At 72.5% G+C, this 25,804-nt stretch carries 26 protein-coding genes; 8 read left to right on the forward strand and 18 right to left on the reverse strand.

Going from position 1 to position 25,804, the window contains the following annotated elements; translation table 11 throughout:
- Nucleotides 1-14: 14 nt before the first annotated feature.
- Both ACPFP2_RS18925 and ACPFP2_RS18930 read right to left on the reverse strand, forming a co-directional pair.
- Nucleotides 15-653 carry an acVLRF1 family peptidyl-tRNA hydrolase gene (locus ACPFP2_RS18925; protein ID WP_424090500.1) on the reverse strand — a complete coding sequence of 213 codons (639 nt, stop codon included), beginning with the start codon at nucleotides 651-653 and terminating at the stop codon, nucleotides 15-17.
- Nucleotides 654-694: 41 nt separating this feature from the next.
- The gene (locus ACPFP2_RS18930) at nucleotides 695-1,300 is read right to left on the reverse strand and encodes a LysE family transporter (RefSeq protein ID WP_424090591.1); all 606 of its coding nucleotides are present in this window, start codon (nucleotides 1,298-1,300) and stop codon (nucleotides 695-697) included.
- 377 nt (nucleotides 1,301-1,677) lie between these two features.
- Between ACPFP2_RS18930 and ACPFP2_RS18935 the strand changes: the two genes are divergently transcribed.
- Nucleotides 1,678-2,424: a glyoxalase gene (locus ACPFP2_RS18935; RefSeq protein ID WP_424090501.1), complete on the forward strand. Its 747-nt coding sequence runs from the start codon at nucleotides 1,678-1,680 to the stop codon at nucleotides 2,422-2,424.
- A gap of 109 nt (nucleotides 2,425-2,533) precedes the next feature.
- On the opposite strand, the gene ACPFP2_RS18940 is transcribed toward ACPFP2_RS18935, so the two are convergent.
- The 8 genes from ACPFP2_RS18940 to ACPFP2_RS18975 form a co-directional block, all read right to left on the reverse strand.
- Nucleotides 2,534-2,956 carry a metal-sulfur cluster assembly factor gene (locus ACPFP2_RS18940; protein ID WP_424090502.1) on the reverse strand — a complete coding sequence of 141 codons (423 nt, stop codon included), beginning with the start codon at nucleotides 2,954-2,956 and terminating at the stop codon, nucleotides 2,534-2,536.
- Nucleotides 2,953-3,429 carry a Fe-S cluster assembly sulfur transfer protein SufU gene (sufU, locus tag ACPFP2_RS18945; protein ID WP_424090503.1) on the reverse strand — a complete coding sequence of 159 codons (477 nt, stop codon included), beginning with the start codon at nucleotides 3,427-3,429 and terminating at the stop codon, nucleotides 2,953-2,955. The genes ACPFP2_RS18940 and sufU overlap by 4 nt, the downstream gene beginning before the upstream one ends.
- Nucleotides 3,429-4,733, reverse strand: coding sequence for a cysteine desulfurase (locus ACPFP2_RS18950; protein WP_424090504.1), 1,305 nt, complete (start codon nucleotides 4,731-4,733; stop codon nucleotides 3,429-3,431). Before ACPFP2_RS18950 ends, sufU begins: the two co-directional genes overlap by 1 nt.
- A 25-nt stretch (nucleotides 4,734-4,758) precedes the next feature.
- The gene (gene sufC, locus ACPFP2_RS18955; protein ID WP_424090505.1) at nucleotides 4,759-5,532 is read right to left on the reverse strand and encodes a Fe-S cluster assembly ATPase SufC; all 774 of its coding nucleotides are present in this window, start codon (nucleotides 5,530-5,532) and stop codon (nucleotides 4,759-4,761) included.
- On the reverse strand, nucleotides 5,532-5,858 hold the full coding sequence (locus tag ACPFP2_RS18960; RefSeq protein ID WP_424090506.1) for a non-heme iron oxygenase ferredoxin subunit: 327 nt from the start codon (nucleotides 5,856-5,858) through the stop codon (nucleotides 5,532-5,534). The genes sufC and ACPFP2_RS18960 overlap by 1 nt, the downstream gene beginning before the upstream one ends.
- Nucleotides 5,858-7,003, reverse strand: coding sequence for a Fe-S cluster assembly protein SufD (gene sufD, locus ACPFP2_RS18965; protein ID WP_424090507.1), 1,146 nt, complete (start codon nucleotides 7,001-7,003; stop codon nucleotides 5,858-5,860). Before sufD ends, ACPFP2_RS18960 begins: the two co-directional genes overlap by 1 nt.
- Before the next feature lie 91 nt (nucleotides 7,004-7,094).
- A complete protein-coding gene (gene sufB, locus ACPFP2_RS18970) occupies nucleotides 7,095-8,525 on the reverse strand; it encodes a Fe-S cluster assembly protein SufB (protein WP_424090508.1) in 1,431 nt (476 codons plus the stop codon).
- On the reverse strand, nucleotides 8,522-9,223 hold the full coding sequence (locus ACPFP2_RS18975) for a helix-turn-helix transcriptional regulator (protein WP_424090592.1): 702 nt from the start codon (nucleotides 9,221-9,223) through the stop codon (nucleotides 8,522-8,524). The genes sufB and ACPFP2_RS18975 overlap by 4 nt, the downstream gene beginning before the upstream one ends.
- A gap of 215 nt (nucleotides 9,224-9,438) precedes the next feature.
- On the opposite strand from ACPFP2_RS18975, the gene ACPFP2_RS18980 reads away from it, so the two are divergent.
- A complete protein-coding gene (locus tag ACPFP2_RS18980) occupies nucleotides 9,439-10,392 on the forward strand; it encodes a COX15/CtaA family protein (protein ID WP_424090509.1) in 954 nt (317 codons plus the stop codon).
- 126 nt (nucleotides 10,393-10,518) lie between these two features.
- Here the strand turns inward: ACPFP2_RS18980 and ACPFP2_RS18985 are convergent, their stop codons facing one another.
- From ACPFP2_RS18985 to ACPFP2_RS18995, 3 genes are all read right to left on the reverse strand, one after another.
- Nucleotides 10,519-11,451: an ATP-grasp domain-containing protein gene (locus ACPFP2_RS18985; RefSeq protein ID WP_424090510.1), complete on the reverse strand. Its 933-nt coding sequence runs from the start codon at nucleotides 11,449-11,451 to the stop codon at nucleotides 10,519-10,521.
- Nucleotides 11,448-11,780: a hypothetical protein gene (locus ACPFP2_RS18990; RefSeq protein WP_424090511.1), complete on the reverse strand. Its 333-nt coding sequence runs from the start codon at nucleotides 11,778-11,780 to the stop codon at nucleotides 11,448-11,450. Before ACPFP2_RS18990 ends, ACPFP2_RS18985 begins: the two co-directional genes overlap by 4 nt.
- Nucleotides 11,781-12,068: 288 nt before the next feature.
- Nucleotides 12,069-13,028: a heme o synthase gene (locus ACPFP2_RS18995; protein ID WP_424090512.1), complete on the reverse strand. Its 960-nt coding sequence runs from the start codon at nucleotides 13,026-13,028 to the stop codon at nucleotides 12,069-12,071.
- A gap of 262 nt (nucleotides 13,029-13,290) precedes the next feature.
- Between ACPFP2_RS18995 and tkt the strand changes: the two genes are divergently transcribed.
- The 6 genes from tkt to pgl all read left to right on the forward strand — a co-directional run bounded on the left by tkt (nucleotide 13,291) and on the right by pgl (nucleotide 21,871).
- Complete coding sequence (gene tkt / locus ACPFP2_RS19000; RefSeq protein WP_424090513.1) at nucleotides 13,291-15,429, forward strand: transketolase; 2,139 nt, start codon at nucleotides 13,291-13,293, stop codon at nucleotides 15,427-15,429.
- 16 nt (nucleotides 15,430-15,445) lie between these two features.
- Nucleotides 15,446-16,627, forward strand: a complete 1,182-nt coding sequence (gene tal / locus ACPFP2_RS19005; protein ID WP_424090514.1) for a transaldolase — start codon at nucleotides 15,446-15,448, stop codon at nucleotides 16,625-16,627.
- Nucleotides 16,628-16,702: 75 nt separating this feature from the next.
- Nucleotides 16,703-18,331: a glucose-6-phosphate isomerase gene (locus ACPFP2_RS19010; RefSeq protein WP_424090515.1), complete on the forward strand. Its 1,629-nt coding sequence runs from the start codon at nucleotides 16,703-16,705 to the stop codon at nucleotides 18,329-18,331.
- A gap of 2 nt (nucleotides 18,332-18,333) precedes the next feature.
- On the forward strand, nucleotides 18,334-19,884 hold the full coding sequence (gene zwf, locus ACPFP2_RS19015) for a glucose-6-phosphate dehydrogenase (protein ID WP_424090593.1): 1,551 nt from the start codon (nucleotides 18,334-18,336) through the stop codon (nucleotides 19,882-19,884).
- Between the two features lie 58 nt (nucleotides 19,885-19,942).
- Nucleotides 19,943-20,959 carry a glucose-6-phosphate dehydrogenase assembly protein OpcA gene (locus ACPFP2_RS19020; protein WP_424090516.1) on the forward strand — a complete coding sequence of 339 codons (1,017 nt, stop codon included), beginning with the start codon at nucleotides 19,943-19,945 and terminating at the stop codon, nucleotides 20,957-20,959.
- 141 nt (nucleotides 20,960-21,100) lie between these two features.
- Nucleotides 21,101-21,871, forward strand: a complete 771-nt coding sequence (gene pgl, locus ACPFP2_RS19025) for a 6-phosphogluconolactonase (protein WP_424090517.1) — start codon at nucleotides 21,101-21,103, stop codon at nucleotides 21,869-21,871.
- A 52-nt stretch (nucleotides 21,872-21,923) separates the two neighbouring features.
- On the opposite strand, the gene ACPFP2_RS19030 is transcribed toward pgl, so the two are convergent.
- From ACPFP2_RS19030 to gap, 5 genes are all read right to left on the reverse strand, one after another.
- Entirely contained in the window at nucleotides 21,924-22,268 is a 345-nt protein-coding gene (locus ACPFP2_RS19030) for an RNA polymerase-binding protein RbpA (RefSeq protein ID WP_424090518.1), read from the reverse strand.
- A gap of 129 nt (nucleotides 22,269-22,397) precedes the next feature.
- A complete protein-coding gene (gene secG / locus ACPFP2_RS19035; RefSeq protein ID WP_363877378.1) occupies nucleotides 22,398-22,658 on the reverse strand; it encodes a preprotein translocase subunit SecG in 261 nt (86 codons plus the stop codon).
- Nucleotides 22,659-22,753: 95 nt separating this feature from the next.
- On the reverse strand, nucleotides 22,754-23,545 hold the full coding sequence (gene tpiA / locus ACPFP2_RS19040; RefSeq protein ID WP_424090519.1) for a triose-phosphate isomerase: 792 nt from the start codon (nucleotides 23,543-23,545) through the stop codon (nucleotides 22,754-22,756).
- The gene (locus tag ACPFP2_RS19045; protein ID WP_424090520.1) at nucleotides 23,545-24,744 is read right to left on the reverse strand and encodes a phosphoglycerate kinase; all 1,200 of its coding nucleotides are present in this window, start codon (nucleotides 24,742-24,744) and stop codon (nucleotides 23,545-23,547) included. Before ACPFP2_RS19045 ends, tpiA begins: the two co-directional genes overlap by 1 nt.
- Nucleotides 24,741-25,745 (reverse strand): type I glyceraldehyde-3-phosphate dehydrogenase, encoded by a 1,005-nt coding sequence (gene gap, locus ACPFP2_RS19050; RefSeq protein WP_088975131.1) that lies wholly within the window; start codon nucleotides 25,743-25,745, stop codon nucleotides 24,741-24,743. Before gap ends, ACPFP2_RS19045 begins: the two co-directional genes overlap by 4 nt.
- Between the last annotated feature and the right edge of the window lie 59 nt (nucleotides 25,746-25,804).

Raw genomic sequence — 25,804 nt, forward strand, 5'->3', positions numbered from 1 at the left:
GAGATCTTTTCCGTTCAGCGGACCAGAATGTGGACCGCTCGGGCGGCGGAGACGGCGGCGACCAGGACCGCGTGCCGGGGTTCCGGCACGTCCAGGAGGCGGCCGGCGCGCAGCGCGGCGAGCGGGGCCAGCCGGCGATCGGCCAGCACGGTCTCCACCGCCCGCCGGTCACCACCGCAGACCAGGGCCGCAAGGGTCGACGCCTCCGGCAGCAGCAGGCGCACGGCCAGCTCCGCCGCGTCACCCAGGGCCGCCTTCGCCTGGTTGTCGCGCCGCCGGGCGAACCGCTGCTGGGACCACCCACCGGCAGCGGTGCGCCCCTGCACGTAACGGGTGTCCACCTTGGAGATGACCAGGTCGGAGCCCTCGGCCACGCCGACGGCGACCGCGCCCTTGCGGGCGAGCAGCAGGCCGAGCCGGCGGGGTGCGGCCGCCGCCCCGACGAATCCGGGCAGGTCCCGCGCGGGGCGCGCGCCGGGCGGCGTGTGCAGCTCGGCGGTGGCGCCGTCCGGGGCGGTCAGCAGCAGGCCGTACCCGAGGACGGTGGTGGTGGGCGGACCGTGCCGCTCGGCGAAGCCCTCGGTCCACCGGGCCACCCGGGCCGGCTCGACCTCGACCCACCGGCCGCCGCCGGCTGCGGGTCGGCTGCTCATGATCCGACCGTACGGCACGGTCCGCGCCGACGGGGCGGCGGTCACCCGACGAGCAGCACGGCGACGGCGAGGGCGGCGATGATCGCGCTGGACACCAGGGCGGTGACCAGGCGGCCGCGCGGACCCGCCAGCACCCGGCCGACCAGCGAACCGCCACCGGCGATCAGCAGTTGCCAGCTCGCCGAGGCGACGAACGCCCCGAGCACGAAGGCGGACGCGGCCGGCAGGTCCGGGTCGGCGGAGCCCCTGCGGCCGATGACGAGCGCCGCGAAGTAGACCATGGTGGCCGGGTTCAGCAGGGTCAACGCGAGCACCCCGGTGAAGGCCCGGGACGGGCTGTCCAGGCTCCGGCGGGGGACGCCGGTCGCCGCCGTGCCCGCCGCCGGGCGGAGCGCGCGCCAGGCGGACCGGGTGGCGAGACCGATCAGCACCAGGGCGGCGACCACGCGCAGCGGACCGGCGAGCGGGGCGATCACGGCGGCGAGGGCCGCCCCGCCGAACGCGGCGGACGCGGCGTACAGGCCATCGGCCGTGGCGACACCGAGCGCGGCGGCGGCGCCCACCCGGAACGAGGCCCGCGCGGCCAGCCCCATGACGAGCACGGCGATGGCGCCGACCGGGATCGCGACGCCGTACCCGGCGACCATCCCGGCCAGGAAGGCCGCCGTCACGACGGCGGGCGACGCGTCGGGGCGGACGCCGGCGCGGTCCGCTGTCGGCGCGCGGCGGTGGCCGCCCGGACAGGGACCGGCATCGGGTACGCCTCGACCATGGCGTCATTCTGGCCCGGCTGCGGCCGGGCGTGCCTCCGATTTCCGCAGGCGTCAGGGCAGGCCGGGCACCGGCGGGACCCGTGCGGGGTGGGGCCCCGACGACGGCGCGCAGATCAGGTTCCGCTCGGGAGCAGAACTCTCGCGCCCTCCACGCCCGACCCCGGAAGTCTGTCGCCTTCGGCAAGGGCGCACCGGCACGGGACGCGCACACAATTGCCGGGCGTCCGACCGCTACCCCCAGTGAGGTGCCGATGACCAGCGACCGTGTCCAGCCCAACGAGACCGTCGTGCCGCTGCTGCACTGCGTGTCGGCCGAGGAGACCCTGACGTTCTGGCGGGCCCTCGGCTTCGCGGTGACCTACGAGCAGCGCAGGCCGTACCTGTTCCTGGCATTCCGGTGGAGCGGACTCGACCTGCGCTACAAGGACGCCCCGAGCGGCGTGGACCCGTCGACCGAGAACACCGGTGGCTGCCTCGTGATGGTCGACGCGGTCGCCCCGTACCACGCGACGTTCAGCGAGGCGATGCGCCGCACGTACGGCAAGGTGCTCGCCAAGGGACAGCCCCGGATGACCCGCTACCGCCCCGGCGCCTCACGGTTCACCGTGATCGATCCGTCGGGAAATTCGATCGTCTTCATCCAGCGCGACGAACCGATGGAACTGGAGTACGGCGGGTCGAAGCGGTTGCAGGGGCTCGCCCGGGTGCTCGACAACGCCCGGATCCTGCGCGAGTTCAAGGACGACGACCGCGCCGCGTACCGGGCGCTCAACTCCGGGCTGCGCCGGCACGGCGAGTCGGCGCCGGCCGTCGAACAGGCGCTGGCGCTGGCCGCGTTGATCGAGTTGTCGGTCTCGCTGCCGGAACCGGAGCGCGTGCCCGAGTGGGGCGCCCGGCTGCGGGCGCTCCCGCTGACCGCCGCGGAGCGGGAACAGGTGACGCTCGGCGTCGCCGACCCGACCGTCCTCGCGCCCTGGTTGCCCGAAGCGGACGCGTAGGGCTCGTGTCGTCCGGGTCCGCCGCAGGCCGGCCAGGGACTTCGACCCCCGCCCTGGACGCGTCGAGCGCGGCACCCCGGTTCCGGGTGCCGCGCTCGAGGCGTGACGGTCAGACGTTGAAGCCGAGCGAGCGGAGCTGGTCACGCCCCTCGTCGGTGATCTTGTCCGGGCCCCACGGCGGCAGCCAGACCCAGTTGATCCGGATGTCGTCGACCAGACCGCCGCCGGGGCCGGTGGTCAGCGCCTGCCGGGCCTGGTCCTCGATCACGTCGGTGAGCGGGCAGGCCGCCGAGGTGAGCGTCATGTCCAGCGTGGCGACGTTGTCGTCGCCGACGTGCACGCCGTACACCAGGCCGAGGTCGACCACGTTGATGCCCAGCTCGGGGTCGACGACGTCCTTCATCGCCTCCTCGATGTCGGCGACGGCGGCCCTGCCGCCGGCCGCCGGCGCGGCGCCCCCGGTCGCCACGGCGCCGTCGGCCGGGGTCCCCGTCTCCGGCGTCGCCGCGGTCGCGGTGTCCTCACTACTCATGCCTTCACCTCCGTCGGGCTCGCGCCCACACCGGCGCGTGCCGCGGCGTCCTTGAACGCCATCCACGGCAGCAGCGCGCACTTGACCCGGGCCGGGTAGCGCGCGACACCCGCGAACGCCACCCCGTCACCGAGCACGTCCTCGTCGGGCGTGACCTGGCCACGCCCGGACATCAACTCGACGAACGCCTCGTGCACGGCGAACGCCTCACCCGCGTCCCGGCCGCGCAGCAGCTCGTGCAGCACGCTCGCCGACGCCTGGCTGATCGAGCAGCCCATCCCGTCGTACGAGATGTCGTCGAGCACGTCGCCGTCGGTGGCCACCCGGACGGTGATCTCGTCACCGCAGGTCGGGTTGACGTGGTGCGCCTCGGCCACCCGGGCCTGCGGGTCCTCGGCGTCGCGCAGCCCACGCCCGTGCGGGTGCTTGTAGTGGTCCAGGATGATCTCCTGGTAGAGCTGGTCGAGCTGCATCAGTCGAACACCTTCCGCACCTGCTCGAGACCGGCCACCAGGGCGTCGATCTCCTCCGTGGTGGTGTACAGGTAGAACGACGCCCGGGTCATCGCCGGGACGCCGAACCGGGTGCACACCGGCTTCGCGCAGTGGTGCCCCACCCGTACCTGCACGCCGAGCGAGTCGAGGACCTGCCCCACGTCGTGCGGGTGCACGTCGCCGAGCGCGAACGAGATCGTCCCGCCCCGGCCGACCGGCACGTTCGGGCCGAAGATCCGCAGCCCGGGCACCGTGGCGAGGGCGTCCAGCGCGTACGCCGTCAACTCCTTCTCGTGCCACTGGATCGCCCGCATCCCGATCCCGCTGAGGTAGTCGACCGCCGCCCCGAGCGCGACCGCCTCGGCGATCGGCGGGGTGCCGGCCTCGAACCGGGCCGGCGGCGCGGCGAACGTCGAGCGCGCCATCGTCACCGTCTCGATCATCGAGCCGCCGCCGAGCACCGGGGGCATCGCGGCGAGCAGCTCGCCCCGGCCCCACAGCACGCCGATGCCGGTCGGGGCGCACATCTTGTGCCCGGTGAAGACGATGAAGTCGGCGTCGTAGTCGACCACGTCCATCGGCATGTGCGGCACCGACTGTGAGCAGTCGAGCAGCAGCAGCGCGCCCACCTGGCGGACCCGCTCGGTGATCCGCGCGGTGGCGTTGACCGTGCCGAGGATGTTGGAGGTGTGCACCAGCGAGACGATCTTCGTCCGCTCGGTGACCAGCTCCTCCAGCCCGGACTCGTCCAGGCGTCCGGAGTCGGTGACCGGGAACCAGCGCAGGGTCGCGCCCGTGCGCTCGCAGAGCAGCTGCCAGGGGACGATGTTCGAGTGGTGCTCCATCTCGGAGATCACGACCTCGTCGCCCGGACCCAACCGGAACCGGGGGTCCGCGTCGGGCCGCAGCGACGCGTTGGAGAACGCGTACGCCACGATGTTGATCGCCTCGGTGGAGTTCTTGGTGAACACCACCTCGTCCACGCTCGGCGCGTTGATGAACGCGGCGATCTTCGCCCGGGCCCCCTCGTACGCCTCGGTCGCCTCGGTGCCCAGGGTGTGCACCGAGCGCGACACGTTGGCGTTGTGCATCGCGTAGTGCTCGGCGAGCACGTCGAGCACCTGCCGCGGCTTGTGCGAGGTGTTGGCGCTGTCGAGATAGACCAGCCGGTGCCCGTTGACCTCCCGGTCCAGGATCGGGAAGTCGGCGCGCACCGTGGCCACGTCGAAGCGGGGCACGTCGTCGTACTGCGGCATGCCCTCGGGGATGGCGATGGTGGTCATCTCAGCGGCCCCTGTCGTGTGCGTGTCAGGCCCGCGCCGAACCGGCCCCGGCGGCGTAGCGCTCGTAGCCCTCGGCCTCGAGCTTGTCGGCCAGCTCCGGCCCGCCCTGCTCGACGATCCGGCCGGCGACGAAGACGTGCACGAAGTCCGGCTTGATGTAGCGCAGGATCCGGGTGTAGTGGGTGATCAGCAACACTCCGGTGTCACCGGTGTCGCGGACCCGGTTCACGCCCTCGCTGACCACGCGCAGCGCGTCCACGTCGAGGCCGGAGTCGGTCTCGTCGAGGATGGCGATCTTCGGCTTGAGCAGCTCCAGCTGCACGATCTCGTGCCGCTTCTTCTCACCGCCGGAGAAGCCCTCGTTGACGTTGCGCTGGGCGAACGCCGGGTCCATCTGGAGGCGCTCCATGGCGCCGCGCAGCTCGCCGCCCCAGGTGCGCAGCTTCGGGGCCTCGCCGTCGATGGCGGTCTTGGCCGTGCGCAGGAAGTTCGCCACCGAGACGCCGGGGACCTCGACCGGGTACTGCATGGCCAGGAAGAGGCCGGCACGGGCCCGCTCGTCGACGGACATGGCCAGCACGTCGGAGCCGTCGAGGGTCACCGAGCCGCCGGTGATCTCGTACTTGGGGTGGCCGGCGATCGAGTACGCCAGGGTCGACTTGCCGGAGCCGTTCGGACCCATGATCGCGTGGGTCTCGCCCGACTTCACGGTCAGGTCGACGCCGGCCAGGATCGGCTTGAGCTCACCCTCGGGCAGCTTGACCGACACCTTCAGGTCGCGGATCTCCAGGGTGCTCATTATCGGGTCACTCCATTGCTCGGCGTCAGGCTGACGTAGATGTCGCCGTCGCGGACTTCGACGGGGTAGACGGGAACGGGTTCGGTGGCGGGCAGCCCGGTGGGCTCACCGGTACGCAGGTCGAAACGGGAACCGTGCAGCCAGCATTCCAGCGTGCACCCCTCGACCTCCCCCTCGGAGAGGGCGACCGCGGCGTGCGAGCACTCGTCGTACACGGCGTAGAACCGGCCGTCCTCGCCGTGCACGAGGGCGATCCGCGTGCCGTCCACGTCGGCGCTGATCACGGTGCCCTTGGGCACGTCCTCGGTCGAGCAGATCCTGATCATCAGGCGCCGGCCTTCGCGAGGCGGGCCTCGATCGCGTCGCCGAGCCGCTCGCGCAGCTCCTCGACCGGGATCTTGTTGATCAGCTCGGCGAAGAAGCCGCGCACCACCAGACGGCGGGCCTCGCCCTCCGGGATGCCCCGGGCCATCAGGTAGAAGAGCTGCTCGTCGTCGAAGCGGCCGGTCGCGCTCGCGTGGCCGGCGCCGGCGATCTCGCCGGTCTCGATCTCCAGGTTCGGCACGGAGTCGGCCCGGGCGCCGTCGGAGAGCAGCAGGTTCCGGTTGATCTCGTACGTGTCGGTGCCGGTCGCCTCGGCCCGGATCAGCACGTCGCCGACCCAGACGGTACGGGCGTCGTCGCCCTGCAGCGCGCCCCGGTAGCCGACGTAGCTACGGCAGTCCGGCACGTTGTGGTCGACCAGCTGCCGGTGCTCCAGGTGCTGGCCGCCGTCGGCGAAGTAGACGCCGTACAGCTCGGCCTCGCCGCCCCGGCCGGTGTACTCCACCGAGGTGTACTGCCGGACCAGGTCGCCGCCGAGGCTCACCTGCACGTGCGACACCTTCGCGTCGCGGCCCAGCCGGATCTTCACGTGCTGGGCCTGCACCGCGTCGGCGGCCCAGTCGGCCACGGTGACCAGGGTCAGCTTCGCGCCGTCGGCCACGGACACCTCGACGTTGTCGGCCAGCGTGGCCGAGCCGACGTGCTCCAGCACCAGGACCACCTCGGCGAACCGGCCCACCTCGACGAAGGTGTGCCCGAAGGCCAGGCCCTCCACGCCGTCGCCGACCACCCGCAGGGTCACCGGCCGGTCGACCACGGCGTCCGGCGCGACCGTCACGAGCAGCGCCCGGTCGGCCCCGCCGTACGCCAGCGCGCTGACCCGGTCGACCGGGGTGAGCACGCTGCCCACCCGCGGGTCGTCCTTGGTGATCCGCTCGACGGTGACGCCGGAGGGCAGGTCACCGTACTCGTGGCGGACCGTGGCGGAGGCGGCCTGCGGGTCGCCGCCGACCAGCCCGCGCAGCCGCTTGAGCGGGGTGAAGCGCCACTCCTCCTCCAGACCGGTGAGGGCCGGGAAGTCGGCGACGTCGTACGAGCGGAGCGCCTGCGTCTTGGTGCTGGGCGGCGCGGAAGCCTGGGTAGTCATCTCTTCCTTGGTCTGTCTGATCCGTGACGACGAGGTCGGGGCCTGGTGCGGCGGGCCGGGGCTGCCGGCCCGCCACGCGGGGGCGGTGGCGTCAGCCGACCGCGCCCTCCATCTGGAGCTCGATCAGGCGGTTGAGCTCCAGGGCGTACTCCATCGGAAGCTCCTTGGCGATCGGCTCGATGAAGCCGCGCACGATCATCGCCATCGCCTCGTCCTCGCTCAGACCACGGCTCATCAGGTAGAAGAGCTGGTCGTCGCTGATCTTGGAGACGGTCGCCTCGTGCCCCATCGACACGTCGTCCTCGCGGATGTCGACGTACGGGTAGGTGTCCGAGCGGGAGATGGTGTCGACCAGCAGCGCGTCGCACTTGACCGTGCTGCGGCTGTGGTGCGAACCCTCCAGCACCTGCACCAGACCCCGGTACGAGGTGCGGCCGCCGCCCCGGGCGATCGACTTGGAGATGATGGTCGAGGAGGTGTGCGGGGCCGCGTGCACCATCTTGGCGCCGGCGTCCTGGTGCTGGCCCTCGCCGGCCATGGCCACCGAGAGCACCTCGCCCTTGGCGTGCTCGCCGGTCATGTAGACCGCCGGGTACTTCATGGTGACCTTGGAGCCGATGTTGCCGTCGACCCACTCCATGGTCGCGCCCTCGTGGCAGACGGCGCGCTTGGTGACCAGGTTGTAGACGTTGTTCGACCAGTTCTGGATGGTCGTGTAGCGGCAGCGGGCGTTCTTCTTGACGACGATCTCCACCACCGCGCTGTGCAGCGAGTCGGAGGAGTACAGCGGCGCGGTGCAGCCCTCGACGTAGTGCACGTACGCGCCCTCGTCGACGATGATCAGCGTCCGCTCGAACTGGCCCATGTTCTCCGTGTTGATCCGGAAGTAGGCCTGCAGCGGGATCTCCACGTGCACGCCCTTCGGCACGTAGATGAACGAGCCACCGGACCACACGGAGGTGTTCAGCGCCGCGAACTTGTTGTCGCCGACCGGGATGACCGTGCCGAAGTACTCCCGGAACAGCTCCTCGTGCTCCTTGAGCGCGGTGTCGGTGTCCAGGAAGACGACGCCCTGCTCCTCGAGGTCCTCACGGATCTTGTGGTAGACCACCTCGGACTCGTACTGCGCCGCGACACCGGCGACCAGGCGCTGCTTCTCCGCCTCGGGGATGCCCAGCCGGTCGTAGGTGTTCTTGATGTCCTCCGGCAGGTCCTCCCAGCTGGTGGCCTGCTTCTCGGTGGACCGCACGAAGTACTTGATGTTGTCGAAGTCGATCCCGGTGAGGTCGGCGCCCCAGGCCGGCATCGGCTTGCGGCCGAACAGCCGCAGGCCCTTCAGGCGCAGGTCGAGCATCCAGGCCGGCTCGCTCTTCTTCGCCGAGATGTCCCGCACCACCGCCTCGCTGAGGCCACGCTGGGCGGCGGCCCCGGCGACGTCGGGGTCGGCCCAGCCGTACTCGTAGCGACCGAGGGCGGCGAGCTGCTCTTCCTGGGTCAGGGGCTGGACGATCTGCTCGGTCATCTATCTGTCCTCACAGTGGTGACGGTGATACCGGACTGGGCACGCGGCTGGGCCGGGATGTGCGTGGTGCACACCCCGTCGCCGTGCGCGATGGTGGCCAGGCGCTGCACGTGAGTGCCGACCAGGCGGGAGATGACCGCGGTCTCGGCCTCGCACAGCTGGGGGAACTCGGCGGCCACGTGCGCCACCGGGCAGTGGTGCTGACAGAGCTGGCCGCCGGAGGCGATCGTGGACGCGTTGGCAGCGTAGCCCTCGGCGGTGAGCGCCCCCGCGAGCGCCTCCGCCCGTGCGAGGGGCTCGTCGCCGGCGTCCTCCATCGCGGCCCGGCAGCGGGCCTCCAGCGCGGCCACCTGATCGGCGGCGAACGCCTCCACCGCGTCGGAGCCGCCGTTGCGGGCGATCCAGCGCAGCGCGGCGGTGGCCATGTTGTCGTAGTGGTGCGTGCCGCAGCGGATCCGGGCGGCGTCGGTCAGCAGGAACACCTTGGCCGGGCGGCCCCGGCCGCGGCTGCCCCGCACCGCCTGCTCCCGGGCGACCACGTCGCCGTCGGCGAGCATCGCGTCCAGGTGTCGGCGGATCGCGGCGGGGCTGAGCCCGAGCGCCGAGCCGAGCTGCGCGGCGGTGGTCGCCCCCCGCTCCAGCAGCAGCTGGGTGACCCGGTCGCGGGTGGAGAGGTCGGCGGACGCGGCCGGCGACAACTCCGGCTCGGCGCGTCCGGCGCCGCGCCGCGACCGGGAGCGGTCGGCGACCGGGGCGGTCGCCGACAGGTGCTCCGAGAGCGCCGCCGCGTTTTTCACAACGCCAACGTTACGTAATTCGCCGGAGGCCCGCAAACCCGGGTCCCGGTGATCCCCGACACCGAGGCGACGGAGTCGCCCGATCGGGCTCCACTACACGCCGTAGGATTCGCTGCGTGAAGGCATCCGACCGGTTCCCGGTCTCCACCAGCCTGCTGCGCCGCCTCGCGTACGCCTCGATCGTGGCGAACGTGGCCATCGTCGTGACCGGTGGGGCCGTCCGGCTCACCGCCTCCGGCCTGGGCTGCCCGACCTGGCCCCGGTGCACCGACGCGTCGTACACCACCACGCCGGAGATGGGCGTGCACGGGATGATCGAGTTCGGCAACCGGCTGCTGACCTTCGCCGTCGGGATCATCGCCCTCGCCGTGGTGCTGGCCGTGCTGCTGCACCGCCCGCGCCGGCGGGGGCTGCTGCCGCTCGCCGTGGCGGTGCTGCTCGGCATCCCGGCGCAGGCGGTCATCGGCGGGATCACCGTGCTGACCAACCTGAACCCGTGGGTGGTCGGGCTGCACTTCCTCGCCTCGATGGTGGTGATCGCGGCGGCGTACGCGCTGTGGCGACGGATCGGGGAGCCGGACGGCCCGGCGGTGGCCGTGGTGCCCGGCCCGCTGCGTACCCTCGCGCTGGTCACCACCGTCGTCAGCGCCTCGGTGCTGGTGGTCGGGACGTGGGTGACCGGCAGCGGCCCGCACGCCGGCGACGGCGGCGCGGCCCGCAACGGCCTGGACCCGGAGCAGATCTCCCAGGTGCACGCCGACGGGGTGTTCCTGCTGATCGGACTCTCGGTGGCGCTGGTCTTCGCGTTCCGGGCGGTCGGCGCGACCGACGCCGCCCGGACGGCCGTGGTGCTGGTCGCGGTGGAGCTGGGTCAGGGCGTGATCGGCTTCGTGCAGTACTTCACCGACCTGCCCGCGCTGCTGGTCGGCGCGCACATGCTCGGCTCCTGCCTGGTGCTGCTGGCCACCCTGTCGGTGCTCTGGTCGACCCGCGAGCGCCGCCCGGTCACCGCCCCGACCCCGACCGCCACCCCGACCCCGGCCGCCGACCGGGTCACCGCCGCCGCCTGACCGCCGGCTGCGGCCCCGGTTGCCTGCGCCGTTTGCGGCGTGTCGCGGTGTCGGACTTCGGGGATACCGCGACACGCCGCAAACGGCGTCGATCGCTACGTGGGGCGGGTTTCGGGGGTGGGGCGGTCAGGGCGCCCGACGAGCCAGGTGGGTGACGATCGCGTCGGCGAGGCGCTCGGGGGCGCCGTCGGCGTAGCCGAGGAACAGGGACGGCTCGGTCAGCTCCAGCTCCACCAGGACGGGCGTGCCGTCCGCGCCGGGGATGAGGTCCACCCGGGCGTAGAGCAGGCGCTGCGACCCGCCGGGGACCGCCGCCAGGACCCGCTCGGCGACGGCCAGCTGCTCCGGCGTCGCGGTACGGGCGGTGATCTCCTCGGGCTTGTAGAGCCCCTCCACGCCGAGGTCCGGGCCGTCCAGCATCGGGCCCTTGCGGATCGCGTGGCTGTACGCCGGCCCCTGCGGCCCGGCCAGGTAGAGCAGCGCCGTCTCCCCCGCCGTGTCCACCGCGGTCAGGTACGGCTGCACCATGGTGACCCGGCCGGCCGCGGAGAGCCGCCGTACGTGGGCCACGGCCAGCTCGCGGTGCTCCGGGTCGGCGAGGTCGTACCGGCCGGTGTCCTGGCTGCCGGCGCTGACCGCGGGCTTGATCACGTACTCGCCGGAGTCCGCGGGCGGCGTCCAGTCCTGTCCCGGCTCGACCCAGCCGGTCGGCACGGTCGGCACCCCGGCGGCGGCCAGCTCGCCCAGGTAGCGCTTGTCGGTGTTCCAGCGCACCACGTCGGCCGGGTTGACCAGTTGCGGCACACTCTCCGCCCAGGCCACGAACTCGTCGCGGCGCAGCGCGTAGTCCCAGGGCGAGCGGAGCACGACCAGGTCGTAGGTGGCCCAGTCGACGTCCGGGTCGTCCCAGACGGCCGCCTCGGCGGTGACGCCGTGGGCGGCCAGCGGGGCGAGCACGAGCCGGTCGTCGGGGTCGAGGTCGGCGAGCCGGTCGCAGGTGACGAGAGCGACCCGGGGTTCCCCCCGGGTCGACTGGTGGTGGGTCAATTTATCTGTCAACGGGCCATCGTGCGTCGGGCCATCGACCGCCAGAGGTCGTTGCTCGGGCGCATCTGGTCCATCAGCTCACGCTCCCAGGCGTTCTCGACGGTGACTCCCGCCTTCGCGCACGCCTGGCGTGCGACGACGGTGTCGTCCGCGAACTGGTCGGCCCACGCGCCGTCGGAGCCGACGAGGACGATCCGCGCGCCGCGCTTGCCGACGTACTCGATGACCGCCTTGGCGCCGCCGTGCCCGGCGGCGAACGACTTGATGCCGGAGACCAGGCCGTTGGGGGCCTGCTCCGCGGTCTGCTCAGCCGTCAGCGTCGTATCGGAACCATCTGCCATGACGCGAAGCCTAAGCAGACATCCACCCGTTGGTGCGAGAACGATGAACCTTTTGTGATGCCAATTACCTACGGGTTTAAGGAAGACCACAGGTAATTTGGCCGGACATGTCGACAAAGTCAGGACAAACCGGTCGGCCCGGATCGCCCCAATGCGTCCAACTTGAGTCGGTGCCGCTCACCCGAAAAAAGATTCCGGAAATTGATGTTCACCGAGGCCGGCGGCGTGACGCACGGCACGCCAGGGCGGCCCGATGTGACACCGGGCCGCCCCGGCAGCGTGCGGGTGTCAGACCAGCGCGTCGACCGCGACGGCGGCGAAGAGGATCGTCAGATAGGTGGTCGACCAGTGGAACAGCCGCATCGGCTTGACCGCCTCGCCGCGCCTCACCCGGCGGCACAGCTTGTGCGCCTCGACCAGGAAGATGCCGCCCACCACGAGCGTCGGCACCCCGTAGATCGGGCTCATCCCCATCGGCCAGAGCGCCAGCGAGGTCAGCACCGTGAGCCAGGCGAAGATCAGGATCTCGGCGTTGACCCGACGGGCCGAGGCCACCACCGGCAGCATCGGGATGCCGGCCCGGGCGTAGTCGTCCTTGTACTTCATGGCCAGCGGGTAGAAGTGCGGCATCTGCCAGAAGAAGACCACCGCGAAGAGCGCCCACGCCTGCGGCGCGAGCGAGCCGGTGACCGCCGCCCAGCCGATCAGCACCGGCGCCGCACCGCAGGCCCCGCCCCAGAACGTGTTCGCCGTCGTGGTGCGCTTGAGCCAGAGCGTGTAGACGAGGTCGTAGTAGGCGATCGCGGCCACGGTCAGCGCGGCCGCGAGCAGGTTGGTGAACGCCAGCATCAGCGCCGTCGACACCACCGCCAGCACCAGGCCGAAGATCAGCGCGCTGCGCGGCGACACGGTGTGCGCCGGCAGCGGACGGCGCTTGGTGCGCCGCATCAACTGGTCGATGTCCCGGTCGATGTAGCAGTTGAGCACGCTCGCCGCGCCGGCGGCGAGCGAGCCACCGACCAGCACCACCGCCACCAGCCAGAGCGACGGCATGCCGCCGTCGGCGAGCATCATCGCCGGCACCGTGGTCACCAGCAGCAGCTCGACGATCCGCGGCTTGGTCAGCGCCACGTACGCGGCGACCACCGCCCGGACGTCGCGGCGCGGAGTCGCCGACTCCTCGGCCACCGTGCGCACCGGCGGCTGCCCGGCAGAGTTGCTGACGGGGCGCTCGGTGATCATGCTCACGGATTGCCACCTTCCGGCTTCGGCAGGGGGATCGGGTCGGCCGGACCCGACTGGGCCCACACACCGCCCCACAGACTACGCGCCGTCGTTTTGGCTGCCCGGGCGACCCGACAACGGTGCGAGCCGTCACACATGGCGACTGAACGGTCCCGACGTCCGACACGTACCCGTGGGCGTGCAGTGATCCCCGGGCGGACGTTTAGGGCCGCTCGATAGGGTCACTGGTGAGGGTTCCGCCCATCTGCCGAGGAGCACAACCATCGTGGCTGCCAACCGTCCCGAGCACTCCGCTCTCAACTGGTCCGACCTCGACCGCAGGGCCGTCGACACCGTCCGCGTGCTGGCCATGGACGCCGTGGAGAAATCCGGCAACGGTCACCCGGGCACCGCGATGAGCCTCGCGCCCGCGGCGTACCTGCTCTTCAACCGGGTGATGCGGCACAACCCGGCCGACCCGAACTGGCCCGGCCGGGACCGCTTCGTCCTCTCCGCCGGGCACTCCAGCCTGACTCTCTACATCCAGCTCTTCCTCTCCGGCTACCCGCTGAGCCTGGAGGACCTGCAGTCGCTGCGGCAGTGGGGCTCGCTGACCCCGGGGCACCCCGAGCACGGGCACACCCCCGGCGTCGAGACCACCACCGGCCCGCTGGGCCAGGGCATGGGCAACGCGGTGGGCATGGCGATGGCCGCCCGCCGCGAGCGCGGCCTCTTCGACCCGGAGAGCGAGCCCGGCGCGTCGGTCTTCGACCACGACATCTGGTGCATCGCCTCCGACGGCGACATCGAGGAGGGCATCAGCCACGAGGCCAGCGCCCTCGCCGGCCACCAGCAGCTCGGCAACCTCTGCGTGATCTACGACGACAACGAGATCTCGATCGAGGACGACACCCGCATCGCCAAGAGCGAGGACGTCGCGGCCCGCTACGAGGCGTACGGCTGGCACGTGCAGACCGTCGACTGGCGCGCCGGCGACGCCGACCAGGGCGACTACCACGAGGACGTCGAGGCGCTGTACCAGGCGCTGCTGGCCGCCAAGGCGGAGACCGACCGCCCCTCCTTCATCGCGCTGCGCACCATCATCGGCTGGCCCGCCCCGAACAAGAAGAACACCGGCAAGATCCACGGTTCGGCGCTCGGCGCCGACGAGGTGGCCGCCACCAAGCAGATCCTCGGCTTCGACCCGCAGCAGAGCTTCCAGGTCGACGAGGAGGTCCTCGGCCACGCCCGGCTGGTGATGGGCCGGGGCGACGCCGCCCAGCGGGAGTGGCAGCAGGCCTTCGACGCCTGGGCCGGCGCCAACGCCGAGCGCAAGGCGCTCTACGACCGGATGGCCGGCCGGGTGCTGCCCGCCGGCTGGGCCGACGCCCTGCCGACCTTCCCGGCGGACGCCAAGGGCGTGGCCACCCGGGCCGCCTCCGGCAAGGTGCTGGAGGCGCTCGCCCCGGTGCTGCCGGAGCTGTGGGGCGGCTCGGCCGACCTGGCGGAGAGCAACAACACCACCATGAAGGGCGAGCCGTCGTTCATCCCGGCCGCCCACGCCACCAAGGACTTCCCCGGCCACGAGTACGGCCGCACCCTGCACTTCGGCATCCGTGAGCACGCCATGGGCGCGATCCTCAACGGCATCGCCCTGCACGGCGGCACCCGCCCGTACGGCGGCACCTTCCTGGTGTTCAGCGACTACATGCGCCCCTCGGTGCGGCTCGCCGCGCTGATGAAGCTGCCGGTGGTCTACGTCTGGACGCACGACTCGATCGGCCTCGGCGAGGACGGCCCGACCCACCAGCCGGTGGAGCACCTGACCGCGCTGCGCGCCATCCCCGGCCTGGACGTGGTCCGGCCCGCCGACGCCAACGAGACCGCCTGGGCCTGGCGGCAGGCGCTGGAGCACACCGACCGGCCGACCGCGCTGGCGCTGAGCCGGCAGGCGCTGCCGACGCTGGACCGTACGCAGCTCGGCGGCGCCGAGGGCGTCGCCAAGGGCGGCTACGTGCTGGCCGAGGCGTCCAACGGCAAGCCGCAGGTGATCATCATCGGCACCGGCTCCGAGGTGCAGCTCTGCCTCACCGCCCGGGAGCGGCTGGAGGCCGACGGCACCCCCACCCGGGTCGTCTCGATGCCCTGCCAGGAGTGGTTCTACGCGCAGGACGAGGCGTACCGGGAGTCGGTGCTGCCACGCGGGGTAAAGGCTCGGGTGAGCGTGGAGGCGGGTATCTCGATGTCCTGGCGCGGCGTCGTCGGCGACCTCGGCGAGAGCGTGAGCCTGGAGCACTACGGGGCGAGCGCGCCGCACACCGTGCTCTTCGAGCAGTTCGGGTTCACCCCGGACCGGATCGTGGCGGCGGCTCACGCGTCGCTGGCCCGGGTGGGCGACATCACCGGTTTCACGACCGGCAACTGAGGGGAGCGTGGACGGCATGACGACGGACAGGCTGAACGAACTCACCGCCGCGGGCGTGGCGGTCTGGCTCGATGATCTCTCCCGGGTACGACTGAGCTCCGGCGGGCTGGACCAGCTGCGCCGCGAGAAGCACGTGGCCGGGGTGACCACGAACCCGACCATCTTCGCCAAGGCGCTGAGCGACGCCGACGAGTACAACTGGCAGCTGCGGGACCTGGCCGCCCGTGGCGTGGAGGTCGAAGAGGCCGTCCGCATGCTCACCACGTACGACGTGCGCTGGGCGTGCGACGTGATGCGCCCGTCGTACGACGCCAGCCACGGCGTCGACGGCCGGGTCTCCATCGAGGTGGACCCCCGGCTGGCGCACGAGACGGAGCGGACCGTCGCCGAGGCCAAGGCGCTGTGGTGGCTGGTCGACCGGCCGAACCTGTTCATCAAGATCCCGGCGACCGAGGCCGGCCTGCCGGCGATCACCGCGACCCTGGCCGAGGGGATCAGCGTGAACGTGACGCTGATCTTCGGCCTGGACCGCTACTCGCAGGTGATGGAGGCGTTCCTCGCCGGCCTGGAGCAGGCGAAGGCGAACGGCCACGACCTGTCGAAGATCGGCTCGGTGGCGTCCTTCTTCGTCTCCCGCGTCGACAGCGAGGTCGACAAGAGGCTGGAGAAGATCGGCTCGGACGAGGCCAAGGCGCTGCGCGGCAAGGCCGCCGTCGCCAACGCCCAGCTCGCCTACGAGCGCTACGGCCAGGTCTTCTCCTCCGACCGGTGGCAGGCCCTGGCCGACGCGGGCGCCCACCCGCAGCGGCCGCTCTGGGCGTCCACCTCGACGAAGAACCCGGACTACCGGGACGTGATCTACGTCGAGGAGCTGATCGCCCCCGGCACGGTCAACACCATGCCCGAGTCGGTGATCCACGCGTACGCCGACCACGGCGAGACCCGGGGCGACACCATCACCGGGTCGTACGACGCGGCGCGCACGGTCTTCACCGATTTGGAGTCGGTCGGGGTGGACATGTCCGACGTGATCGCCACCCTGGAGCGCGAGGGTGTGGAGAAGTTCGAGGCCAGCTGGCTGGAACTGCTCGACGGCGTGACGAAATCGCTGGCCGAGGCGGCGAAGGGCACCGGGAAGCCGAACCGGGCCGCCAAGGGCAACGCGGAGGCCGCCGAGCAGGCCGGGGGCAACGCGTGACGTTGGGCGTCGGACGCGCCGCGGGGTTCCGCCCCGCGGCGCGCCACGCCGTCACCCGCCCGACCCGGTGGCCAGATGAGTGACCTGACGGCGAACCCGGCGGTCGCGGCCGCCGGGTTCGCCGTGCACGGCGCGGACGCCGTCGACGGCGCCACCCGGCTGCGGGAGGACCTGGTCGGCCGTGGCCTGCCGGCGCGGCTGGCCGCCAAGGACCCCTCGCTGTGGGGGCCGGACGCCGAGCCGACGGCACGCCTGCGGCTGGGCTGGCTGGACACCCACCGGCGCAGCCGGGAACTGCTCCCCCAGCTCGCCGAGCTGACGGCGGAGCTGGCCGACCTGGACCACGTGGTGCTCGTCGGGACGGGCGGCTCGTCACCGGCCGCCGAGGCCATCGCCCGCACCCTGGGCCGGCCGCTGACCGTGCTCGACACCACCGACCCGGGACGGGTCCGGGCGGTGCTGGCCGACCGGCTGGAGCGCACCGTGGTGGTGGTCGCCGGCAGGTCCGACGCCACCGTGGAGACCGACGGCCACCGCCGGGCGTACCGGCAGGCGTTCCTGGACGCCGGGTTGGGCGAGGCCGAGGCGGCCCGCCACTTCGTGGTGGTGACCGACCCCGGCTCGCCGCTGGAGGCGGTCGCCGACGAGATGGGCGCGGTGGTGCTGCCCGCCGACCCGGAGGTGGGCGGCCGGTACGCGGCGCTGACCGCCGTCGGCCTGGTCCCGGCCGCGCTGGCCGGGGCAGAGGTGACCGCCCTGCTGGACGACGCCGAGGCGTTCTCGACGTCGCTGGGCCGCGATGCGGACAATCCCGCGCTGGCGCTGGGCGCGGCGCTGGGCGCGGCGGTCACCGGCGGCCGGGGCACGGTCGCCCTGGTCGGCGACGGCACCGGCCTCGACGGTCTGGGCGAATGGGCCGAGCAGTTGCTGGCCGAGTCGACCGGCAGGGCCGGCGCCGGCATCCTGCCGGTGGTGGTGGAGACGCCCACGGCGCCCGGCGTCACCGGGCCGGACGTGCTGACCGTCAGCTACGGCGGCGCCCTGGCCGCCGGCGACGTCCCCGGCGGCGGGTGCGAACCGCACCTGGCGGTGAACGGCCCGCTGGGCGCGCACTTCCTCGCCTGGGAGTACGCCACCGCGGTCGCCGCGACGGCGCTCGGTGTCGACCCCTTCGACGAGCCGGACGTCGCCGCGAGCAACGAGAACACCCGGCGGATCCTGGAGTGCGGGCCGCCGGCGCAGGCGCCGTCGCGCACCGAGGGCGCCATCGAGGTGTACGCCCCGCCGGGCGCCCCCGCCGACCTCGACGGCGCGCTGCGGCACCTGCTCGACGGGGTGGGCGACGCCGGCCACCTCGCCGTGACGGCGTACCTGGATCCGGTCGCCGACGCCGACGCGGCGCGGCTGCGACCGCTGCTGGCCCGGGCGCTGCGCCGTCCGGTCACCTTCGGCTGGGGCTCCACCGGACGGCACCACAGAGCCGTCCGGCCCGCCGGCAGCTATCTTCAGCTCACCGCGACGGTGGACGTTGATCTGCCGGTGCCGGGCCGGCCGTACTCCTTCGGACAGCTGCAGGCGGCGCAGGCCGCCGGTGACCGGCAGGCGCTGGCCGACCGGGGACGGCCGGTGCTGCGGCTGCACCTGACCGACAGGGCGGCCGGGCTGGCCCAGCTGCGGGATGCGATCGGACGATGGCGGGCGTGACGATGGACGACATGGACCAGACCGAGCGAGGAGGCGGCGTGAATCCGCTGCGCGACGCGCAGGACCGACGACTGCCCCGGATCCCGGAGCCCTGCGCTCTGGTGATCTTCGGGGTGACCGGCGACCTGGCGCGCAAGAAGTTGCTGCCGGCGGTCTACGACCTGGCCAACCGGGGACTGCTGCCCCCCGGATTCGTGGTCCTGGGCTTCGCCCGGCGGGACTGGGGTGACGGCGACTTCGAGTCGCTGGCCCACGAGGCGGCGAGGAAGCACGCCCGCACGCCGTGGCGGGAGGAGGTGTGGTCGCGGCTGGCCGGCAACATCAAGTTCGTCGGCGGCTCGTTCGACGACGACGCGGCCTTCGACCAGCTCGCCCGGACGTTGGACGACCTGCGCGGCAGCCACGGCATCCACGGCAACGCCGCCTTCTACTTCTCCATCCCCCCGGCGGCCTTCCCGGTGGTGCTCAAGCAGCTCGCCCGCACCGGCATGGCCGACAACGACAAGTGCGGCGGCTGGCGTCGGGTGGTGGTGGAGAAGCCGTTCGGGCACGACCTGCCCTCGGCCAAGGAGCTCAACGACCTGGTCGACGACGTCTTCACCCGCCAGGACGTCTTCCGCATCGACCACTACCTGGGCAAGGAGACGGTCCAGAACATCCTCGCCCTGCGGTTCGCCAACAACCTGTTCGAACCGCTGTGGAACTCCAAGTACGTCGACTCGGTGCAGATCACCATGGCCGAGGACGTCGGCATCGGCACCCGGGCCGGTTTCTACGACTCGGTCGGCACCGCCCGCGACGTGCTCCAGAACCACCTGCTCCAACTGCTCGCCCTGGTGGCGATGGAGGAGCCGACCAGCTTCGACGCCGACGAGATCCGGGCCGAGAAGCTGAAGGTGCTCAAGGCGATCACCCTGCCGAAGGACATCACCCGGGGCACCGTACGCGGGCAGTACCTGCCCGGCTGGGTCGGTGGTGAGCGGGCGGTCGGCTACCTGGACGAGGAGGGCGTGCCGGCGGACTCCACCACCGAGACGTACGTCGCCGTCGAGCTGGGCATCCAGAACCGCCGCTGGGCGGGGGTGCCGTTCTACATCCGCGCCGGCAAGCGGCTGCCGCGCCGGGTGACCGAGGTGGCCGTCATGTTCAAGAAGGCGCCCCACCTGCCCTTCAACCCCGCCGACATGGAGTCGTTGGGCCCCAACCAGCTGGTCATCCGGGTGCAGCCGGACGAGGGTGTGGTGCTGAAGTTCGGCTCCAAGGTGCCGGGCACCACGATGGAGGTCCGCGACATCGCGATGGACTTCCAGTACGGCGAGGCGTTCACCGAGTCCAGCCCCGAGGCGTACGAGCGGCTGGTGCTGGACGTGCTGATCGGCGACCGGACCCTCTTCCCGGACGCCGCCGAGGTCGAGCAGAGCTGGGCGGTGGTGGACCCGCTGGAGCACGCCTGGACGGGCACGAAGCCGGAGCCGTACCGGGCCGGCGAATGGGGGCCGCGGGCGGCCGACGAGATGCTGGCCCGCGAGGGCCGCGCCTGGCGGCGGGCGTGAGCGCCCACCGCCGGACGGCGGCCGTGGACAGTCGAAGCGAGCGGACCGGGAGGCTCCAGTGATCGGCCTGTGGGACACCACCGGCAACGAGGTGGTCAAGGCGCTCGCCGCGGAACGGCGCAGCGCGGGTGGGGTGGCCAGCGGGATGGCCCTGACCCTGATCGTGGTGGTGGACGAGAAGCGGGTCCGCGAGGCGGAGGCCGCCGCGACCATCGCCGCGGCGGCCCACCCGTGCCGGCTGCTGGTCGTCGTCCGCTCGGACGTCGAGCGGGAGCGCAACCGGCTGGACGCGGAGATCGTCGTCGGCGGCCGGCTCGGCCCCTGCGAGGCCGTGGTCACCCGGATGTACGGGCGGCTGGCCCTGCACGCCGAGTCGGTGGTGATGCCGCTGCTGGTGCCGGACGTCCCGGTGGTCACCTGGTGGCACGGCGAGCCGCCGCAGGAGATCGCCACCGACTTCCTCGGTGTGGTGGCCGACCGGCGGATCACCGACTCCGCGCAGGCCGCCGACCCGATCGAGGCGCTGCGGCAGCGGGCCCGGGACTACGCCCCGGGCGACACCGACCTGGCCTGGACCCGGATCACCCCGTGGCGCACCCTGGTCGCCGGGGCGTTCGACACCACCGAGGCGCGGGTCACCGACGCGACGGTGGTCGCGCCGCGCACCGACCCGACGGCGGCGCTGATGCGCGGCTGGCTGGCCGCCCGGCTCGGCGTCGACCCGCAGTGGCAGCACACCGACGAGCACCCCCGGATGCGCGAGGTGCAGCTGCGCTGCGCCAACGGCGACGAGCTGACCCTGACCCGCACCGACAGCCTGGCGGTCTTCCGGCGTACCGGTCAGGACGACCGGACGCTGCCGCTGGTGCGCCGCCCGCTCGGCGACGAGCTGGCCGAGGAGCTGCGCCGGCTCGACGCCGACCAGGTGTACGCCGAGGCGCTCGGGGCCGCGGCCGGGCTGTCCGGCCTCGACCAGCGCCCCGCCCAGCGGGTGCACGTCTGGAAGGACCCGGCGACCGCGCGGCGCGCCGAGGCCGGGGTGACCGCCCACGCGGGCACCAGCGCCGGCAGCTGACCGCCGTGAGCGTGGGTGGAGGCCGTCCGGCTGCCACCCACGCCCACGGGCGGGCGAGGACCCGCGACCCACGGGCCGACCGGCCCCGGGCACGACGAACAGGGACCGCGTGGACGCGGTCGGGAGACGAAGGCACAACACATGAGTGAGGCGAGTGTCGCCGTCCACGCCGATGCCGACCTGCTGGCGCAGGCGGTGGCGGCCCGGCTGGTGGTGAAGCTGCTCGACGCGCAGGCGGAGCGAGGCCAGGCGTCGGTGGTGCTGACCGGCGGGCGGATCGCCGCGGCGGTCCACCGGGCGGTGGCCGCGCTGCCGGCCCGGGACGCGGTCGACTGGTCCCGGGTGGACGTCTGGTGGGGCGACGAGCGTTTCCTGCCGGCCGGCGACCCGGAGCGCAACGAGACGCAGGCGCGGGCCGCCCTGCTGGACGCCGTGCCGCTGGACCCGGCCCGGGTGCACCCGATGCCGGCCTCCGACGGCCCGGCCGGGGCGGACCCGGAGGCGGGCGCCGCCGCGTACGCCCAGGAGCTGGCCCGGGCAGCGCGCCCCGGGCACGCCACGCTGCCCCACTTCGACGTGCTGATGCTGGGCGTCGGCGAGGACGGGCACGTGGCGTCGGTGTTCCCGGAACACCCGGTGCACCACGACAACCGGCCGGTCAGCGCCGTGCGGGGCAGCCCGAAGCCGCCGCCGCTGCGCACCACGCTCACCCTGCCGGCGATCAACACCGCCGAGGAGGTGTGGCTGGTGGCCAGCGGTGCGGACAAGGCCCGGGCGGTGGGCATGGCCCTGGCCGGGGCGGGGCCGGTGCAGCTGCCGGCGGCGGGCGTGCGGGGGGTCGCGCGTACCCTCTGGCTGCTGGACCGGGCGGCGGCGGCCGACGTGCCGCCGCGCTCGCGCAGCCTGCGCTGAGACGACAGCGCGGAGCCCCGGCCTCCTGCGGGAGGACCGGGGCTCCGGCGTCTCAGTCGCGGCCGCGACGTCGGCGCAGCGCCGCGAGGGCCTCGGCCAGGATGGCCTCCCCCTCCGCGTCGCTGCGCCGCTCCTTCACGTACGCCAGGTGGGTCTTGTAGGGCTCGGGGCGGGCCCGGCCGGGCGGGTTGTCGGCGTCCCGGCCGGCGGGCAGGCCGCAGCGGGGGCAGTCCCAGAGGGCGGGGACGTCGGCGTCGAGCGCCATCCGGATCTGCGTGGCGTGCGCGTTGCGGCACCAGTAGGTCACCGCTCGGCGGGGCGCCAGCTGGTAGCGCTCGGCGGGGCGCTCCGGGGCCGAACCGACCCGTGCACCCCGGATGATGTTGACACTCGGCACGGCTGCTCGCTCCTGTCCGTCGGAGGGGACCACCACCCGGAGGGGAGGGCGGCGGCGACGCGGTGCACAAAAACTGCGCGCGGTCCGTAACGGACCGCGCGCAGATTGTACGCCGAGACTCCGACGGGATCAGGCCCCGCTGTTGAGCTGGAGCCGGAGCCAGAGGCCCAGCCCGACGATGCAGGCGAACCAGATGATGCTCACCAGGACGGTGTAGCGGTCCAGGTTCTTCTCGGCCACCGACGAGCCGGCCAGGCTGGAGCTGACCCCACCGCCGAACATGCTCGACAGCCCGCCGCCCTTACCGCGGTGCAGCAGGATCAGCATGGTGAGCAGAACGCTCGTGATGACCAGCAACACGATCAACGTGTATGCGAACCAGATCGGCATGGCTGGGGTCAGTCCTCTCGTTACGATCCTCGCCCGGACAGATCGGGCACGGCGGCACCGACCGGTGGACGGGCGGAGTCAAGGATAGCGAGCGATCAGCGGGCCGTGTGCTCCGGGAACCGGCAGATCTTCGCGAACTCCTCGGCATCCAGGCTGGCGCCACCGACCAGGGCCCCGTCCACGTCCGGCTGGGCCATGATCGCCGCGACGTTCGAGGACTTGACCGAACCGCCGTAGAGGACCCGGACCTGGTCCGCGGTGCCCTGGTCGAAGGTCTCGACGAGCCGCTTGCGGACCTCGCCGCAGACCTCCTGGGCGTCCTCCGGCGTCGCTGTCTTGCCGGTGCCGATCGCCCAGACCGGCTCGTACGCCACGACGACCTTGGTGACCTGCTCGGCGGTGAGCCCCTTGAGGGCGCCGTCGAGCTGGTCGCAGCAGTGCGGCACGTGCCGCAGCTGCTCCCGGATCTCCAGGCCCTCACCGATGCAGAGGATCGGGGTGAGCCCGTTGGCCAGCGCCGCCGCCACCTTGGCGTTGACGATCGCGTCGTCCTCGTAGTGGTACGCGCGTCGCTCGGAGTGCCCGACCACCACGTACGTGCAGCCCAGCTTGGCCAGCATCGCACCGGAGATGTCCCCGGTGTAGGCGCCCGACTGGTACGGCGACAGGTCCTGCGCGCCGTAGCCGATCAGCAGCTTGTCGCCGTCCACCGCGGTCTGCACGGTACGCAGGTCGGTGAAGGGCGGCAGGACCACCGTCTCGACGTCGGTGAGCTGCTTCTCGGTGAGGCTCGCGGCCAGCTTCTGCACCAGCAGGTTGGCCTCGAGGTGGTTGAGGTTCATCTTCCAGTTGCCGGCCATCAACGGCCGGCGGGTGACGCTCGCCATCACTTCTCCAGGGCCGCGATGCCGGGGAGGGTCTTGCCCTCCAGGTACTCCAGGGACGCGCCGCCGCCGGTCGAGATGTGCCCGAAGGAGGACTCGTCCAGGCCCAACGCACGGACCGCCGCGGCGGAGTCACCGCCGCCGACCACGCTGAACGCGTCGGCCTTGGTGATCGCCTCGGCGACCCCACGGGTGCCGTTGGCGAACGCCGCCATCTCGAACACGCCCATCGGGCCGTTCCAGAAGATGGTCTTCGCCTGCGAGAGCGCGGCGGCGAAGGCGGCCACCGTCTCCGGGCCGATGTCCAGACCGAGCCGGTGGCTCGGGATGCCGTCGGCGCGCACCGTGTCGTGCGCGGCGTCCGGGGCGAAGGCGTCCGCGGCCACCACGTCGACCGGGAGCATGATCTTGCCCGCGGAGCGCTCCAGGAGGTTGCGGCAGGTCTCGACCATCTCCTCCTCCAGCAGCGAGGTGCCCACCTCGTGGCCCTGGGCCTTGAGGAAGGTGAAGCACATCCCGCCACCGATGAGCAGCCGGTCGACCTTCGGCAGCAGGGCCTCGATCACCGCCAGCTTGTCGGAGACCTTGGACCCGCCGAGCACCACCACGTACGGGCGCTCCGGCTCGCCGGCCAGCTTGGAGAGCACCTCCACCTCGCGCAGCACCAGGCGGCCGGCCGCGTTCGGCAGCCGCGCCGGCACGTCGTACACGCTGGCGTGCTTGCGGTGCACGGCGCCGAACGCGTCGTCGACGTACGCCTCGCCGAAGGCGGCGAGCTGGTCGGCGAAGGCGCCCCGCTCGTCGGCGTCCTTGCTGGTCTCCCCCTTGTTGAAGCGGAGGTTCTCCAGCAGGGCGACCTGGCCGTCGGCCAGCCCCTCCACGGTGGAACGGGCCGAGTCGCCGACGGTGTCGGAGGCGAAGTGCACCGGCGCGCCGAGCAGCTCACCGAGCCGCCCGGCGACCGGGCGGAGGCTGAACTGCGGGTCCGGCGCGCCCTTCGGCCGGCCCAGGTGCGAGCAGACGACCACCCTGGCGCCGGCCTGGACCAGCGCGCCCAGGGTCGGCAGGACCGCGCGGATGCGGCCGTCGTCAGTGATCTCACCGGTCTGCTTGTCGAGTGGGACGTTCAGGTCGGCGCGCACGAGCACGCGCCGACCCGACACCCCCTCGGCGAGCAGGTCGTCGAGGTTGCGGATGCTCACAGCGAGCTACCCACCAGCTTGACGAGGTCGACCAGGCGGTTGGAGTAGCCCCACTCGTTGTCGTACCAGCCGACGACCTTGACCTGGTTGCCGACGACCTTGGTCAGCGGCGCGTCGAAGATGCACGACGCCGGGTCGGTGACGATGTCGGCCGAGACGATCGGGTCGTCGTTGTAGCTCAGGAAGCCCTTGAGCGGGCCCTCGGCGGCGGCCTTCATCGCGGCGTTGACCTCGTCCACCGTGGTCTCCCGGTTGAGGTTGACCGTCAGGTCGGTGGCCGAGCCGGTGGGGATCGGCACCCGCAGCGCGTAGCCGTCCAGCTTGCCCTTGAGCTCCGGCAGCACCAGGCCGATCGCCTTCGCGGCGCCGGTCGAGGTCGGGACGATGTTCAGCGCGGCGGCCCGGGCCCGACGCAGGTCCTTGTGCGGCGCGTCCTGGAGGTTCTGGTCCTGGGTGTACGCGTGGATCGTCGTCATCAGGCCGTGCTGGATGCCGAACGTGTCGTGCAGGACCTTCGCCATCGGGGCGAGGCAGTTGGTGGTGCACGAGGCGTTCGAGATGATGGTGTGCTTGGCGGCGTCGTACTGCTCGTGGTTGACGCCCATCACGACCGTGACGTCCTCGTTCTTCGCCGGGGCGGAGATGATGACCTTCTTGGCCCCGCCGTCGACGTGCGCCTTGGCCTTGGTGGCGTCGGTGAAGAAGCCGGTGGACTCGATGACGACGTCCGCGCCGACCTCGCCCCACGGCAGCTTCGACGGGTCCTTCTCCGCGTACGCCTTGATGGTCTTGCCGCCCACGGTGATCTCGTCGGCGGTGGCCTTGACCTCGTGCGGCAGGCGACCCAGGATGCTGTCGTACTTGAGCAGGTGGGCGAGCGTCGCGTTGTCGGTCAGGTCGTTGACCGCGACGACCTCGATGTCCGCGCCGGACGCCAGCACTGCCCGGAAGAAGTTACGGCCGATCCGGCCGAAGCCGTTGATGCCAACCCGGATGGTCACAGGTCCCATCTCCTCGCGTTCTGGTCCGCCGGCGTCAGACCCGGACCGGCGGAGGTGTG

Source organism: Micromonospora citrea (assembly GCF_049629545.1).
Taxonomy (GTDB): domain Bacteria; phylum Actinomycetota; class Actinomycetes; order Mycobacteriales; family Micromonosporaceae; genus Micromonospora; species Micromonospora citrea_A.

Coding starts and splice junctions, on each gene's coding strand:
- ACPFP2_RS19010 (WP_424090515.1), top strand. CDS start 16,703: ATGAGTGACCTGACGGCGAACCCGGCGGTCGCGGCCGCCGGGTTCGCC.
- ACPFP2_RS18930 (WP_424090591.1), bottom strand. CDS start 1,300: ATGGTCGCCGGGTACGGCGTCGCGATCCCGGTCGGCGCCATCGCCGTG.
- sufD (WP_424090507.1), bottom strand. CDS start 7,003: ATGACTACCCAGGCTTCCGCGCCGCCCAGCACCAAGACGCAGGCGCTC.
- sufB (WP_424090508.1), bottom strand. CDS start 8,525: ATGACCGAGCAGATCGTCCAGCCCCTGACCCAGGAAGAGCAGCTCGCC.
- ACPFP2_RS18940 (WP_424090502.1), bottom strand. CDS start 2,956: ATGAGTAGTGAGGACACCGCGACCGCGGCGACGCCGGAGACGGGGACC.
- sufU (WP_424090503.1), bottom strand. CDS start 3,429: ATGCAGCTCGACCAGCTCTACCAGGAGATCATCCTGGACCACTACAAG.
- ACPFP2_RS18925 (WP_424090500.1), bottom strand. CDS start 653: ATGAGCAGCCGACCCGCAGCCGGCGGCGGCCGGTGGGTCGAGGTCGAG.
- pgl (WP_424090517.1), top strand. CDS start 21,101: ATGAGTGAGGCGAGTGTCGCCGTCCACGCCGATGCCGACCTGCTGGCG.
- ACPFP2_RS18960 (WP_424090506.1), bottom strand. CDS start 5,858: ATGATCAGGATCTGCTCGACCGAGGACGTGCCCAAGGGCACCGTGATC.
- zwf (WP_424090593.1), top strand. CDS start 18,334: ATGGACGACATGGACCAGACCGAGCGAGGAGGCGGCGTGAATCCGCTG.
- ACPFP2_RS18950 (WP_424090504.1), bottom strand. CDS start 4,733: ATGACCACCATCGCCATCCCCGAGGGCATGCCGCAGTACGACGACGTG.
- ACPFP2_RS18935 (WP_424090501.1), top strand. CDS start 1,678: ATGACCAGCGACCGTGTCCAGCCCAACGAGACCGTCGTGCCGCTGCTG.
- tpiA (WP_424090519.1), bottom strand. CDS start 23,545: ATGGCGAGCGTCACCCGCCGGCCGTTGATGGCCGGCAACTGGAAGATG.
- secG (WP_363877378.1), bottom strand. CDS start 22,658: ATGCCGATCTGGTTCGCATACACGTTGATCGTGTTGCTGGTCATCACG.
- tal (WP_424090514.1), top strand. CDS start 15,446: ATGACGACGGACAGGCTGAACGAACTCACCGCCGCGGGCGTGGCGGTC.
- sufC (WP_424090505.1), bottom strand. CDS start 5,532: ATGAGCACCCTGGAGATCCGCGACCTGAAGGTGTCGGTCAAGCTGCCC.
- ACPFP2_RS18990 (WP_424090511.1), bottom strand. CDS start 11,780: ATGGCAGATGGTTCCGATACGACGCTGACGGCTGAGCAGACCGCGGAG.